This window comes from Prauserella rugosa (assembly GCF_000719975.1).
Lineage (GTDB): Bacteria > Actinomycetota > Actinomycetes > Mycobacteriales > Pseudonocardiaceae > Prauserella > Prauserella rugosa.
On the sequence record NZ_JOIJ01000006.1, the window covers coordinates 163,521 to 176,046 of the forward strand.

The window sequence follows — 12,526 nt, forward strand, 5'->3', positions numbered from 1 at the left end:
CTTCCCGACCACTCGGCAGATCAACGACGATCACGAGGAGGTGGCCGTGACACGCGAGACATCGGCCCGCGTGCCCGCGGTTCGGCTCACGCACGTGAGCAAGTCGTTCCCCGGCGTCGCCGCCGTGGACGACGTGAGCCTCGACATCGACCCCGGCGAGGTGCACGTGTTCGCCGGCGAGAACGGTGCGGGGAAATCGACACTCATGAAGCTCGTCGCCCAGGTCGAGGAACCGACCTCCGGCACGATCGAGCTGCACGGCACACCCATGACGTATCGCGGCCCGGGACACGCACGCGAGTTCGGGGTGGCCATGGTCCACCAGGAGTTCGCGCTCGCCCCCGACCTGACCGTCGCGGAGAACCTCTTCATCGGAGGAGAACCGGGCCGCGGTGGCTGGATCTCGCGGGCGCGTGAACGCAGGGACGCCCGCGAGCTGCTGTCCCGTGTCGGTGCGGACCTCGACCCCGGCCGCCGGGTGGCGCAGCTGTCGACCGCCGAGCAGCAACGGGTGGAGCTGGCGAAGGCGCTCGCCGTGGACGCGCGCGTACTCATCCTCGACGAACCGACGGCGACGCTGACCCGCCAGCAGGCCGACGAACTGTTCGCGATCATCCGGCAGCTCACCGCCTCGGGGATCGCCGTCCTGTACATCTCGCACCGACTCGACGAGATCTTCGAGATCGGCGACCGCGTCACCGTGATGCGCGACGGTGCGGTGGTGGCGACCCGCCCGGCGTCCGAACTGGACGAGGACGCGCTGGTGGCCCTCATGGTCGGGCGCAATGTGGACAATCTCTACCCGCGGGAGCACACCAGCCCCGGGCCGGTACGACTCCAGGTTCGCAACCTCACCCGGCGCGACGTCGTCCACGACGTGTCGTTCGACGTGCGCGGCGGCGAGATCCTCGGGATGGCCGGACTGGTCGGCGCGGGACGCACCGAGGTCGCTCGCATGGTGTTCGGCGCCGAGCCGCCCGACAGCGGAAGCGTGACGCTGGACGGCAGAACCGTCCGGATCAGACGGCCGTCCGACGCCATCGACGCCGGCATCGGATATCTCACCGAGAGCAGGAAAACCGACGGACTCGCACTCCAACTGGGTGTCGACAAGAACATCACGATGGCGAAACTGCCGATGTGGAACGGGCTGATCAACCTCAGGGAGGAACGGTCCGTGGCCGGCCGGCACCGTGATCGGCTGGGCATCCGCGTGCCGTGGGTGGGCAGACCGGTGCAGGCCCTGTCCGGCGGCAACCAGCAGAAGGTAGTGCTGGCCCGGTGGCTGGAGACGCAGGCCGAGGTGCTGCTGTTCGACGAGCCGGGGCGGGGCATGGACGTCGGCGCGAAGGCGGACATGTTCCGCGAGATGGACAGATTGGCAGGCGACGGCAAGGCCGTCGTGTTCATTTCGAGTTATCTACCCGAATTGCTCAACATGTGCGATCGCATTCTCGTCATGCGCGGTGGGCGCGTGGCCGGCGAACTCGCCAAGGAGGAGTTCTCCGAGGAACGCGTCATCGCACTCGCGACCGGAGCGAAGGACAATCATGACTGACCAACGGACGGCCCGGGGCGTGTCCGACCGGATGGCGGGCGCCATCTCCCAGGTCGCGGCCGCCGGTGCCCTCATCGTCGTGTTCGTCGTGCTGTCGATCGTCGCACCGTCGTTCCTGACCGCCGACAACCTGTTCAACCTCGGGTCGCAGACGTCGGTGAACGCCGTCATGGCCGTGGGCGTGACCCTGGTGATCATCACCGGTGGGATCGACCTGTCGGTCGGTTCGGTGGCGGCGTTGTCGGGCGTGATCGGCGTGATGCTGATGGCCGAGTACGGATTCGACCCCACCCTCGCCATCATCGGCGGGATCCTGGTGGGCGCCGTCGCCGGACTGGTGAACGGACTCCTGGTCTCCGTGGTGGGGCTACCGCCGTTCATCGCCACGCTCGGCATGCTCAGCGTGGCCCGCGGACTGGTGCTCATCGCCACCGGAGCCGTCGCCGTGTTCGGCGCTCCCGACTCGTTCCGGCTGCTCGGCCAGGGCGTCATCGGCGGATTCCCGATCCCGGTGCTGCTCATCGTCCTCGTGGCGGTCGGCGGTTACGTGGTGCTCACCAGAACGAAGCTGGGCCGGTACTCGTACGTGATGGGTTCCAACATGGAGGCCGCACGGCTCTCGGGTGTTCCGGTCCGTTCGTACACGACGGCGGTCTACGTGTTGTCGGGCGCCTTAGCAGGGCTGGGCGGCATGATCGCGGCGTCGCGGATCAATTCGGGACAGCCCAACTTCGGTGAGGGCCTGGAACTCGACGTCATCGCGGCGGTCGTCATCGGCGGTGCCAGCCTGTTCGGCGGCCGGGGTACGGTCCTCGGCTCACTCATCGGCGCGTTCCTGGTGGCGGTGATCCGCAACGGCGCCGTGCAGCTGAACATCGGGACCTTCTATCAGAACGTCCTGATCGGAGTGATCATTTGGATCGCCGTGTGGTGGGACCGCTACCAGCGGCGCAAGCTCAGTGGCGATACGGGGTAATCATGCGCAAACCACTCGCGATCGGCCTGCTGCTGACGCTGACGATCACCGCAGGCTGCGGGGTCGAGGTGCGCCGTCCCACCGGGGGCGGCGCGCCCGGCGAGAACGTCCGCCTGGCCGTGGTGCCGAAGGCCATCGGATTCGACTTCTGGGAACAGGTGCGGGTCGGCGCCGAGTGCGCCGCGTCCAAACATCCGGAGGTCACGATGCACTGGGACGGCGTGACGTCCGAGGACGACGTCAGCGGCCAGCAGAGCCTGCTGCAGGATCTGCTGGCCCAGGGTGTCGACGGGCTCGTCTACGCCGCCACCGACGCGCAGGCTCTGTCCAATGTGAGCAGTACGGCCGTGGAACAGGGCACGACGGTGGTGAACATCGACTCCGGGACCACGCCCCAGCCGAAGAACGTTCCGGTCTACGCCACCGACAACGTGGCTGCGGCCGAACGCGGCACGGACCTGCTGGCCAGGCAGTTGGGCGGCAAGGGAAAGGTCGCGTTCGTGGAGTTCCAGCCGGGGACGAGCACGAACGACACGCGCGGCGAGGGGTTCGAGCGCGGGCTGGCCAAGCATCCGGGCCTGAAGCTGGTGGCTCGGCAGTCCAGCGAGAGCGACTACAACACCGCGCTGCAGGTCACCCAGGACATCCTCACCGCCAACCCGGACCTGGACGGCATCTACGCGGGTAACGAGCCCAGCATGCTCGGTGCCGCCGAAGCCGTGCGGCAGGCGGGCAAGGCGGGCAAGATCAAGATCGTCGGCTGGGACACTGCCGAGGGACAGATCGACGCACTCCGCGAGGGTGTGGTCAGCGGTCTGATCGCGCAGAACCCGTTCGCCATGGGTTACCAGGGCGTGCAGGCCACCGTCGACAAGATCCGGGGCCGCGGCGAGCAGCGAGCGACCGACACCGGCGCGACGATCATCACCAAGGACAATCTGGACGATCCCGACGTGCGGAAACTGCTCAACCCGAGTTGTGCAGACCCGCCGCGGTGACGCGGATCCGGCTCGGCGGCCGCACTGTGTACCGCCGAGCCGGATTCGTCCGGTTCGGCCGGTCCCACCGGCCGCGGTGGAGGCCCCTCGCCGAACCCGGTCGCAATGTCACCGTCGCAGGGTCGCCGAGGGGCTCACCCCGAACTCCCTGCGGTAGGCGGCGGCGAACCGCCCGAGGTGGGCGAACCCCCACCGGACGGCGGCATCGGCCACGGTGTCGGCCCGTTTGTGCAGCAGGTCCTCGTGCACCCGGCGCAGACGGATCCGCCGCAGCGCCTCGGTCGGCGTTTCCCCGCGGTAGCGCTGAAAACTCTGCTGCACACGCCTGATCCCGACACCGGCCCGACGTGCGATCTCCGCCGGGGTCCAGTCCTGCGCCGGATCCGCCTCCATCGCATCGACCACCCGCGAGACGATCCGCGGGCAGAAGTCGCCGGTCTCGGGGTCGTCGGGGAAACACGCGGTGACGAACGCCGCCGTGAGCGTGGCGCCCAGCCGCTGGCGGACGGCGCGGCGTTCCACCAGGTCGGGCGATCGCAGACTCTGCGCACCGATCGAGGTCAGCAGGGCCAGCCACGCCTGCGCGGCATCGGTACGCAGGTCGAGCTGAGCGGGCATGTCCTGTTCGGTCAGCCCGACCAACGCGGTCACCTCGTCGGCGAGGTAGTCGGCGTCGATCCGCATACCGAGGATGGAGCAGTCGGCCGACCAGCGGCTCATCAGCGTCTGCGTGTCGGGCGGGCACACGGTGGCCTGGCCTTCGAGCGACAGCACCGACCGCCCGCTGACCCGCGCGTCGAGCACCCCGCTGCGGGGCACGTTCACGGCCCACCCGCCCGGATGATCCGAGCGCACGCTCACCTCGGCGCCCCACCCGATGCGGGTCAACCGCACCGGGCCCAGGTCCACCATGCGCAGTTCCGCGGCGCCGGCGCCCTCGCGGAGCACGGTGAGCTCGTGCGGGAAGTAGGCCTCGGCCACGGCCGCGGAGAAGTCCGGCAGCTCCTCCGCGGACGTCGCGACGCGACCAGAGTGCATGAACACACCTCCCGACGACCTCGTCGTGATCCACGACACGATACATCGCGTTTCGTCGAGCGGACAGCGGCTGCGCTCAGCGGATCGCCGCAGCGCAGCGACCGCCCTACCGTCACCGGCACCTGTCCGACACCGGCGCCACGCGCCCGTTCCCATCGCTGGAGGCCCGATGGATCCCACGAGCCTGAGGGCGGCCTTCGGCCGCTTCGCCACCGGCGTCACCGTGATCACCTGCCGGTCCGCCGACGGCGAACCGCACGGGGCGACGGTCACGGCGTTCATGCCGGTCTCGCTCGCACCGCCGCTCGTCGCGGTGGCACTCACCCGCACCTCACGCGCCTGCACGTACCTCGACCGCGCCCCGTTCGCGGTCAACGTGCTCGCCGCCGACCAGGTCGACGTCGCGATGAACTTCGCGGGCAGACCCACGACCGACCCCATCCGATGGGCTCCCGGTCCCACCGCACCCGTGCTGGCGGGCACGGCGGCGACCCTGTCGTGCGCGCCGTACCGCACCGACGACGGTGGCGATCACCTGCTCTTCCTGGGTGAGGTCGTCGCCGTCGACACCACGGGCAGTGCGCCCCTGCTGTTCTCCGACAGCGCCTTCGTCGAGGTCGGCAAGCGCGCGGCCGAGTCGGTCTGGGCGGGTTCGTTCGACGACCCGCACTCCGGCTGGTTCGACGCCGCCTGCGACTTCACCCCGATCTCCACCCGTCCGGCCCCGCCGGTCACCGCGGGCCGCGACCGGAGCCCCTGACCCCGGCCACGCCGTCGTCCAGCACACCCGTCCGACGTCTCACAGGAGAGATCATGACCGACACCGCCGTCCCCACACAGTCCCTGTCCGCCGAGCCGCCCACGGTCAACCCGGCCGCGAACTCCGAGTCCAATACCCGCGCCAACTTCGCCGCCGCGCCGATGACCGGTGACGAGTACATCGAGAGCCTGCGCGACGGACGCGAGGTCTATCTGCACGGCGAACGCGTCGACGACGTCACGACCCACCCGGCGTTCCGCAACCCCGTACGGATGACGGCTCGGCTCTACGACGCACTGCACACCGGTCCGTACGTCGACGAGCTCACGGTGCCGACCGACACCGGGAACGGCGGCGTGACCATGCCGTTCTTCAAGACGCCGACGTCGGCGGCCGACCTGCTCAAGGAACGGGACGCGATCGCCCGCTGGGCCCGGCTCAGCTACGGCTGGATGGGCCGCTCCCCCGACTACAAGGCGAGCTTCCTCGGCACGTTGCACGTCAACCAGGAGCTCTACGCGCCGTTCCAGGCCAACGCGGAGCGGTGGTATCGCGAATCGCAGGAGAAGGTCCTGTACTGGAACCACGCGATCATCAACCCGCCGGTCGACCGGGACCTGCCCCCGGACGAGGTCGGCGACGTCTACATGAAGGTGGAGAAGGAGACCGACGCGGGCCTGATCGTCTCCGGCGCGAAGGTCGTCGCCACCGGCTCGGCCATCACGAACTACAACTTCATCGCCCACTACGGACTGCCCATCAAGAAGAAGCAGTTCGCACTGATCTGCACGGTGCCGATGGACGCACCCGGGATCAAACTCATCTGCCGACCCTCCTACACCGAGCAGGCCGCCAGGAACGGCACACCGTTCGACTATCCGCTGTCGAGTCGCATGGACGAGAACGACACCATCTTCGTCTTCGACCGCGTTCTCGTGCCATGGGAGAACGTGTTCATGTACGGCGACGTCGACCGCATCAACGCGTTCTTCCCGCAGTCCGGGTTCCTGCCGCGGTTCACGTTCCAGGGCGTCACGCGGCTGGCCGTCAAGCTCGACTTCCTCGCCGGTCTGCTGTTGAAGGCACTCGACGCCACCGGTTCCGGCGGCTTCCGCGGGGTGCAGACCCGCGTCGGCGAGGTGATCGGCTGGCGGAACCTCTTCTGGTCGTTGAGCGAATCGATGGCCCGCGACCCCGAGCCGTGGATCGGGGACGCCGTGATTCCCAAGCTCGAGTACGGCCTGACCTATCGAATGTTCATGATGCAGGGATATCCGCGCGTCAAGGAGATCATCGAGCAGGATGTCGCCTCCGGTCTGATCTATCTGCCCTCCGGCGCGGCCGATTTCAAGAGCGACGCCGTGCGGCCCTACCTGGACAAGTACGTCCGTGGCTCGAACGGGATCGCGGCGGTCGACCGGGTCAAGGTGATGAAGGCCCTGTGGGACTCGATCGGCAGCGAGTTCGGCGGCAGGCACGAACTGTACGAACGCAACTACTCGGGCAACCACGAGAACGTCAAGGCCGAATTGCTGTTCGCCGCGCAGAATCGCGGCGGCACCGCCCAGATGCGGGGCCTGGCCGAGGAGTTCCTCGACGAGTACGACCTCGACGGGTGGACCGTTCCGGACCTGTTCTGAAGGCCGTGACGGCCGGGTGCGGGTGGGGGCAGCCGTCGGCGACCCCACCCGCACGGCGCCCGGTGGCGTGTCAGACCTCGGTGATCCTCGGGAGTTCGGTCCACGGGCACCGCAGTTGCACCGGCTCCGCGTCCAGGTCGGCCGCCTCCAGGTCGGTGGCCTCCAGGTCGGCTGCGTTCAGGTCCACCGCGTCCCACGGGGCGTACCGGGTGTGGCGATGCAACCACCGGATCAGCGCCTGCAGCAGCGCGGGGCCACGCTCCTCGATGCGTTCGTAGCCGAACAACCGCCAGTCCCTGCTGCCGACCACGATCCCGTCGACCACCAGCACGGTGCCCCGTCCGTGCTCGTGGTCGGCACGCACCCGCACGTCGACGACCACACCGCGCCGGCCGTCACGGTCACGGACGGGAGCGCCGAGCAGCTCATCCGCTCGCATGTCCCGCCCCCGGAATCCGCGCGACGGTCCGTCGAGCACGGTCGGCCGCCGGGTTCGCCGTCGCCTCCGCGCCCGCGGTGGTGAGGCGGATCTCCGACTCGACGCCCGCGACCGTGTCGACGGGCACGCGCCGCTCGGGGTCCGCCCCGCCGACGAGCGCGGCCGCCCCAGCCAGCGGCCGCGCGATCCACCGTGGAAGCCGCCGCTGCAACGTCGCGATGCCGGTGAGCAACGCGACCACCTCGAGCCGTCCGTCATCGCGCAGGCGCAGCTCGACGTCGTCGACCATGCCCACCGAGACGCCGTGCGGGTCGACGAGTTGCCGATCCATCAGCTCCGTGCCGAGGTCCAGTGTTTCCCGTCCGTGCCAGTCGCTCATGCGCCCATTCCCGTCACCACCAGAAGCGGAACCGCGGCGACCGCGGCGACGATCACCACGGCCAGCACCACGATCCCGAGTCCGTTGCTCAGCCTGCCGTTGACGTGCTCGCCGAGGTAGTCGCTGTCGTTGGCGGCGATGAGCACCGGCAGGTACGTCAACGGCAGCGCCACCGCGGAGAAGATCAGCGAGTACTCGGTGATCATGATCGGATCGATGCCGGTCTGCACCACCAGCGCACCGACCAGCAGACACAGCGCCACCGTGATGTGGAACCGTGCGCCCCGCACCGGGCGCAGCCGCTTGGCCCACGGCCAGCCGAAGTACTGCGCGAGCATGTAGCCGCAGGACAACGCCGTCTCCAACGCGGCTCCCACCGTGGCCATGAAGAACCCGAACAGCGCCACGGCCAGACCGGCTACTCCCATCGACAGTGCGATCGGCAGCACGACCTGTCCGAGTGTCTCGACGTCCATGCCCGCGGGGAGCAACACGGCCGCCGCGACGGCGGCGATACTCAGCGACAACAGCCCGCCCAGCGGAAAGCCGATGAGCACGTTCACGCGCTGGCTCGGAATGTCCTCGGGCCGCCAGTTCTCCTCCGCACCACCGGAACTGAAGAAGAACACCTCGTACGGCGTCATCGCCGCGGCGAACAACGCCACCGCGTAGTACAGGTAGGTCGGCAGCGGCTCACCCGCGGGCGGCGCGACACTCGTCGCCTGACCGGCCAGCGCCGCCCAGTCCGGGTCGATCCACCAGAGCGCCAGAGCGAACACGACGATCGCGAGTCCGGCCAGTCCCAGCGCCCGTTCCATCGCGGCGAACTTCACCCGCCACACCACGAGCCACAACAGCACCGCGACCGGCAGGATCCACACGATGTGCGGGATGCCGCTGGCGAGTTCGATCACCAACGCCACGCCGCCCATCTGCGCGGTCAGCGTCAGCAGGGTGACCAGGAACGATGCGACGAGGTTCGCCAAGGCGGCACGGGGACCGAGCTTGTCGCGGATCAGCCCGTAGACCGGCCGTCCGGACGCAGCGACGACCCGCCCGGACATCTCGGCGAAGACACAGATGCCGATCACGCCGAGCACCAGCACCCACGACAGGCTGAGGCCGTAGCGGGCGCCGATGGTCGCGTTGGCGACGATGTCACCGATGTCGACGAACCCGCCGATCGCGGTGAGCACCCCCAACGTCAGGGTCATCAGCTTCCTCACGACAGCCCCAGTGCCTCGAGACGGGTCACCGCCGGTTCCAGTTCAGCGTGCAGACGGGACAGCCGCCCGGGGTCCCCGGACTCGGTGGCGGCCATGAGCGGAGGCATCGCGTCCTGAAGACGACCGGCCACCCGGAGCAGCGCAGGCGTGCGGGGATCGGACTCGGTGAGACCGGCGATCTTCTGCCGCTCGTCGTCGAGCGTCTGAGCCGCGTCGTCCAGCATCACACCGAGTGCGGGACGGGGAGCGTCCCCGCGCATCGCCGCCTCCGCCACCAGCACCATCACCTGTGCCTGCGAGTACACCGTCCCTCCCGCGCGCTCCAGTTCGTGCGGCGCCGGGGCCGAGTTGGCGCACGCCGCCACCGTGCAGACGCACGCCAGGGCGGCCAGCGCACCGGCCGCGCCGCGTCCACGCGGTCGCGCCTGCATCGTCGCGGTCCCCTCCTCCGCTTTCCGGGTTCGACGCGGACAAGGGTTACCCGTCCACGTGCGGTTCACACAGGACGGTGCCGATTCACCGGTCCACACGGGACACTCCGGGCGAAATCCGGCACATCCGGTACTGCATGTGACGTGTACGCCGCGTGTGCGGGGGAAGCCGAGGGGCATGACCGACGATCACAACGACCTGGTGGCATTCGTCCGAACCCGTCTGGACGAGGACGAACAGCGGCACGCGCAGCAGCTGCTGCCGTACCTGGACGAGGCCGAGCGCCGCGGGCGGATCCGCATCATGCGCACCGACGACGGGCAGGGACTGCACCTGGCGGCAGGCCCGTTGGCAGCGCGGGAGGAACGGGTGCCGGTTCCGTTTCCCGAGAAGGTGACCTATCTCCGCCGGGAGATCAGCGATGGCGGCGACCCCGACACACTGAAGCTCATCGCCTCGGTCTACGCCGGGCACGCCGACTGGCGGCCCGAATGGGAGCTGTGAACCCCTCTCGACACGGATCAGGCGGCGACCCGCTGCGGGATCGCCGCCTGACGGTGTCGATGTCGGTGGCTCTGCCGTCCGTCCTCACCGGACGGCAGAGCCACCCCTCAGCCGCACCCGTACCTATTCGTCACCGGGCCAGGATCCGGTGGCGTGCTCGTAGCCCGAAGCGCCGGCACGGTCGACCGCCGCCTTGACGGCGCCGAACACCGCACCCTGCAGCGCACCCGCGAGCACGACCTGCCACGCGGGGTACCGGCGATCGGTGGCCTGCGGCGCGGTGTCCTCGCCGCTGATGCGTTTCCACACCTGGCCGAACAGCGTCGTCGCCAGCATTCCGCCCGCGGCGCCGACGGGGATACTCAGCGCCTTGTACAACATCTTCATCGCCTAGCCCTCCACACGATCACGCCGCCGCACACGAGCACGGCCACCATGGCCACGACCACCGGTCCCCGGGTGTCCACCGAGGACGACCGCAGACGGTCGATTCGACCTCTCGCCTGCGCCGCGGACGCGAGTGCCACCGACCGCAGCCGGCTGCGCGCCGAGGCGGTGCGCTCCGTGGCCAGGTCCTTCGCGCGGTTCGGCACGTCCAACTTGTACGCCAGCGCCCGTGCCGTCTCACCGAGCTCCTTGCGGGTGAGCTCGATGTCCACCCGCGCCTGGTGCGGGTCCTTGGGAAAGGACGACTCGTCGCGTTCGTTCATCGGCGCATCGACTCCTTCACACTCGCCACGTCGGCTCGCACGCTCTCGGCGGCCTCGGTCGGTACCGGCGCGCCCGCCTTGGTCACCGACCGGCGACCGGCCAGCGCGAGCACGCCCGCCACGAGCAACAGACCACCGCCGACGAGAAGTGCGGCCGCCCATCCGGGTACGACCAACGCCAGCGCGAGGATGGCGGCGGCGACGAGCGCCCCTCCGCCGAACAGCGCTGCCACGGCGGCTGCACCACCGAGACCCGCGCCGACGCCGTACCGCATGCCCTTGCTGCGCAGTTCGGCGGTCGCGAGGGTCAACTCGTCCCGGACGAGCCGGCTCACCTCGGCGGAGAGCTCCTCGACCAGCTGCGCCACCGACCGGTCGTCCGTGGCGGCGTCGCGGTGATCGTTGTAGACCATGACAACCTCCATCCGTTCGCCAGGCCGGGTCGCCGACGCTGCGCCATGGCTAGCACGGCCGGGCGCCTGCGAAACGTGCTCCGGCACGGGACGCGCCTTTCGCGGGCACCCCGGAACCCCCGGAACGACCGAAACACCGGGCTCGGCTCACACGGCGCCGCCGAGGATCTCGGCCTCCAGGATCGCCGGATCGGCGGCGAGCGACGCCTTGACGTGAACGCTCCACGGGTCGGCGAGGACCTCCGTCGCGCCGGCCTCGATCCCGTCGAGCGCCGCACTGGCGACGGCGGCCGGATCGCCCTTGGGACCGTCGTAGCCGGCGCTGAAGTCGGTGTCGACCGCGCCCAGGTGCAGGCCGGTGACGAGCGTTCCGTGGTCGGCCAGTTCGGTGCGTACGCCGTTCGTCAGTGCCCATTGGGCCGCCTTCGACGCGTGGTAGCCGTTGATGCCGGGATAGGCGTGCCAGGACTGCGCCGACAGCACGTTGAGGATCGCACCGCCACCGCCTGCCGTGAGGACGGGCGCGAAGGCACGTACAACGGCGAGGGTGCCCCAGAAGTTGGTGTCCATCTCCGCGCGGATGGCCGCCGCGTCGCCGGTGACGAGATCGGTGAACCGGCTGATGCCCGCGTTGTTGACCAGGATCGTCACGTCGCCCGCCGCCGCGGCCGCGGCGCGCACGCTCTCCTCGTCGGTCACGTCGAGGCGCAGGGGCACGGCGCCCGGCAGGTCGACCGTCTCCGGACGTCTCGCCGCCGCGTAGACCCGCGAGGCGCCGCGTTCCAGGAGCTGGTGAGCGAGGTGGCGGCCCAGTCCCCGGTTCGCGCCGGTGACGAGAGCCGCCGCGCCGTGGATGGGCCTGCCGCGAGCAGGGCCGGCGGTACCGCGTCGTGTGGTGTCGGGTGTCGTCATGGCGCGTACGCTAAAACCTACCGTGGACGTGAGGGGCAAGTCCGCGTCCGCCAGTTCGGTCGGCGATCACGTCGACGATCACGAGGAGACGAGGCACGCCCGTGCGCATCGGAGAACTGGCCCGGCGTGCGGGCGTCAGCGTCCGCGCGCTGCGTTACTACGAGGAACAACGACTCCTCGTTCCGGACCGCACCCCCAGCGGGCAACGCACCTACAGCGCCGACGCCGTGGACCGCGTGCGGGTCATCCAGCAGCTCTACGCCGCCGGCCTGCCGAGCCGCCGGATCGCCGAACTGCTCCCGTGCATGGACACCGACACCACCACCGACCACCAGGTCGCCATGCTCAAGGCCGAACACGCCCGCATCAGCGCACAGGTCGAACGGCTCACGGCCACACTCGCCCGGCTCGGCGACCTCATCGACGCCGCCGAGACCCGCCGAAGGTGAGGCCGCAGCAGGTTGACCGCCGGCCGGCACCGCTCTAGATTGGCCCTCGGAAGATCATCGCGATCCCGTCCCGGCGACGTCGCCACCCGGTC

At 69.7% G+C, this 12,526-nt stretch carries 16 protein-coding genes; 7 read left to right on the plus strand and 9 right to left on the minus strand.

Annotated features, from left to right (window positions below; genetic code table 11):
- The first annotated feature begins 46 nt into the window (after positions 1-46).
- The 3 genes from IF64_RS0110880 to IF64_RS0110890 are packed head-to-tail and all read left to right on the plus strand — an operon-like array spanning position 47 to position 3,532.
- Entirely contained in the window at positions 47-1,558 is a 1,512-nt protein-coding gene (locus tag IF64_RS0110880; protein ID WP_246134686.1) for a sugar ABC transporter ATP-binding protein, read from the plus strand.
- Positions 1,551-2,534: an ABC transporter permease gene (locus tag IF64_RS0110885; protein WP_030531940.1), complete on the plus strand. Its 984-nt coding sequence runs from the start codon at positions 1,551-1,553 to the stop codon at positions 2,532-2,534. The genes IF64_RS0110880 and IF64_RS0110885 overlap by 8 nt, the downstream gene beginning before the upstream one ends.
- A 2-nt stretch (positions 2,535-2,536) precedes the next feature.
- On the plus strand, positions 2,537-3,532 hold the full coding sequence (locus IF64_RS0110890; protein ID WP_030531941.1) for a substrate-binding domain-containing protein: 996 nt from the start codon (positions 2,537-2,539) through the stop codon (positions 3,530-3,532).
- Between the two features lie 108 nt (positions 3,533-3,640).
- On the opposite strand, the gene IF64_RS0110895 is transcribed toward IF64_RS0110890, so the two are convergent.
- Positions 3,641-4,570, minus strand: coding sequence for an AraC family transcriptional regulator (locus tag IF64_RS0110895; RefSeq protein WP_030531942.1), 930 nt, complete (start codon positions 4,568-4,570; stop codon positions 3,641-3,643).
- Positions 4,571-4,739: 169 nt separating this feature from the next.
- On the opposite strand from IF64_RS0110895, the gene IF64_RS0110900 reads away from it, so the two are divergent.
- Both IF64_RS0110900 and IF64_RS0110905 read left to right on the plus strand, forming a co-directional pair.
- Positions 4,740-5,330, plus strand: a complete 591-nt coding sequence (locus IF64_RS0110900; RefSeq protein ID WP_030531943.1) for a flavin reductase family protein — start codon at positions 4,740-4,742, stop codon at positions 5,328-5,330.
- Between the two features lie 161 nt (positions 5,331-5,491).
- Positions 5,492-6,970 (plus strand): 4-hydroxyphenylacetate 3-hydroxylase family protein, encoded by a 1,479-nt coding sequence (locus tag IF64_RS0110905; RefSeq protein ID WP_246134876.1) that lies wholly within the window; start codon positions 5,492-5,494, stop codon positions 6,968-6,970.
- A gap of 70 nt (positions 6,971-7,040) precedes the next feature.
- Here IF64_RS0110905 and IF64_RS0110910 read toward each other — a convergent pair whose 3' ends face one another.
- From IF64_RS0110910 to IF64_RS0110925, 4 genes are read right to left on the minus strand one after another with little or no spacing between them, the layout of a single operon-like run.
- Complete coding sequence (locus tag IF64_RS0110910) at positions 7,041-7,409, minus strand: hypothetical protein (RefSeq protein ID WP_048807826.1); 369 nt, start codon at positions 7,407-7,409, stop codon at positions 7,041-7,043.
- On the minus strand, positions 7,396-7,788 hold the full coding sequence (locus IF64_RS0110915) for a hypothetical protein (protein ID WP_030531946.1): 393 nt from the start codon (positions 7,786-7,788) through the stop codon (positions 7,396-7,398). The genes IF64_RS0110910 and IF64_RS0110915 overlap by 14 nt, the downstream gene beginning before the upstream one ends.
- Complete coding sequence (locus tag IF64_RS0110920) at positions 7,785-9,002, minus strand: NRAMP family divalent metal transporter (RefSeq protein WP_036876264.1); 1,218 nt, start codon at positions 9,000-9,002, stop codon at positions 7,785-7,787. The genes IF64_RS0110915 and IF64_RS0110920 overlap by 4 nt, the downstream gene beginning before the upstream one ends.
- Positions 9,003-9,010: 8 nt before the next feature.
- Entirely contained in the window at positions 9,011-9,445 is a 435-nt protein-coding gene (locus tag IF64_RS0110925; RefSeq protein WP_030531948.1) for a hypothetical protein, read from the minus strand.
- A gap of 178 nt (positions 9,446-9,623) precedes the next feature.
- Here IF64_RS0110925 and IF64_RS0110930 point away from each other — a divergent pair, with 178 nt between their 5' ends.
- Entirely contained in the window at positions 9,624-9,950 is a 327-nt protein-coding gene (locus tag IF64_RS0110930) for a DUF6221 family protein (RefSeq protein WP_030531949.1), read from the plus strand.
- 123 nt (positions 9,951-10,073) lie between these two features.
- Here IF64_RS0110930 and IF64_RS0110935 read toward each other — a convergent pair whose 3' ends face one another.
- The 4 genes from IF64_RS0110935 to IF64_RS0110950 all read right to left on the minus strand — a co-directional run bounded on the left by IF64_RS0110935 (position 10,074) and on the right by IF64_RS0110950 (position 11,985).
- Positions 10,074-10,337, minus strand: coding sequence for a DUF4235 domain-containing protein (locus IF64_RS0110935; protein WP_030531950.1), 264 nt, complete (start codon positions 10,335-10,337; stop codon positions 10,074-10,076).
- Positions 10,334-10,660 carry a DUF3618 domain-containing protein gene (locus IF64_RS26535; protein ID WP_030531951.1) on the minus strand — a complete coding sequence of 109 codons (327 nt, stop codon included), beginning with the start codon at positions 10,658-10,660 and terminating at the stop codon, positions 10,334-10,336. The genes IF64_RS0110935 and IF64_RS26535 overlap by 4 nt, the downstream gene beginning before the upstream one ends.
- The gene (locus tag IF64_RS0110945; protein WP_030531952.1) at positions 10,657-11,073 is read right to left on the minus strand and encodes a phage holin family protein; all 417 of its coding nucleotides are present in this window, start codon (positions 11,071-11,073) and stop codon (positions 10,657-10,659) included. Before IF64_RS0110945 ends, IF64_RS26535 begins: the two co-directional genes overlap by 4 nt.
- A gap of 147 nt (positions 11,074-11,220) precedes the next feature.
- Positions 11,221-11,985, minus strand: a complete 765-nt coding sequence (locus IF64_RS0110950) for an SDR family oxidoreductase (protein WP_030531953.1) — start codon at positions 11,983-11,985, stop codon at positions 11,221-11,223.
- A gap of 101 nt (positions 11,986-12,086) precedes the next feature.
- On the opposite strand from IF64_RS0110950, the gene IF64_RS0110955 reads away from it, so the two are divergent.
- On the plus strand, positions 12,087-12,434 hold the full coding sequence (locus IF64_RS0110955) for a MerR family transcriptional regulator (protein WP_030531954.1): 348 nt from the start codon (positions 12,087-12,089) through the stop codon (positions 12,432-12,434).
- Positions 12,435-12,526 lie beyond the last annotated feature (92 nt).

Coding starts and splice junctions, on each gene's coding strand:
- IF64_RS0110950 (WP_030531953.1), bottom strand. CDS start 11,985: ATGACGACACCCGACACCACACGACGCGGTACCGCCGGCCCTGCTCGC.
- IF64_RS0110895 (WP_030531942.1), bottom strand. CDS start 4,570: ATGCACTCTGGTCGCGTCGCGACGTCCGCGGAGGAGCTGCCGGACTTC.
- IF64_RS0110920 (WP_036876264.1), bottom strand. CDS start 9,002: ATGACCCTGACGTTGGGGGTGCTCACCGCGATCGGCGGGTTCGTCGAC.
- IF64_RS0110925 (WP_030531948.1), bottom strand. CDS start 9,445: ATGCAGGCGCGACCGCGTGGACGCGGCGCGGCCGGTGCGCTGGCCGCC.
- IF64_RS0110900 (WP_030531943.1), top strand. CDS start 4,740: ATGGATCCCACGAGCCTGAGGGCGGCCTTCGGCCGCTTCGCCACCGGC.
- IF64_RS0110905 (WP_246134876.1), top strand. CDS start 5,492: ATGACCGGTGACGAGTACATCGAGAGCCTGCGCGACGGACGCGAGGTC.
- IF64_RS0110910 (WP_048807826.1), bottom strand. CDS start 7,409: ATGCGAGCGGATGAGCTGCTCGGCGCTCCCGTCCGTGACCGTGACGGC.
- IF64_RS0110945 (WP_030531952.1), bottom strand. CDS start 11,073: ATGGTCTACAACGATCACCGCGACGCCGCCACGGACGACCGGTCGGTG.
- IF64_RS0110935 (WP_030531950.1), bottom strand. CDS start 10,337: ATGAAGATGTTGTACAAGGCGCTGAGTATCCCCGTCGGCGCCGCGGGC.
- IF64_RS0110915 (WP_030531946.1), bottom strand. CDS start 7,788: ATGAGCGACTGGCACGGACGGGAAACACTGGACCTCGGCACGGAGCTG.
- IF64_RS0110885 (WP_030531940.1), top strand. CDS start 1,551: ATGACTGACCAACGGACGGCCCGGGGCGTGTCCGACCGGATGGCGGGC.
- IF64_RS0110930 (WP_030531949.1), top strand. CDS start 9,624: ATGACCGACGATCACAACGACCTGGTGGCATTCGTCCGAACCCGTCTG.
- IF64_RS26535 (WP_030531951.1), bottom strand. CDS start 10,660: ATGAACGAACGCGACGAGTCGTCCTTTCCCAAGGACCCGCACCAGGCG.
- IF64_RS0110890 (WP_030531941.1), top strand. CDS start 2,537: ATGCGCAAACCACTCGCGATCGGCCTGCTGCTGACGCTGACGATCACC.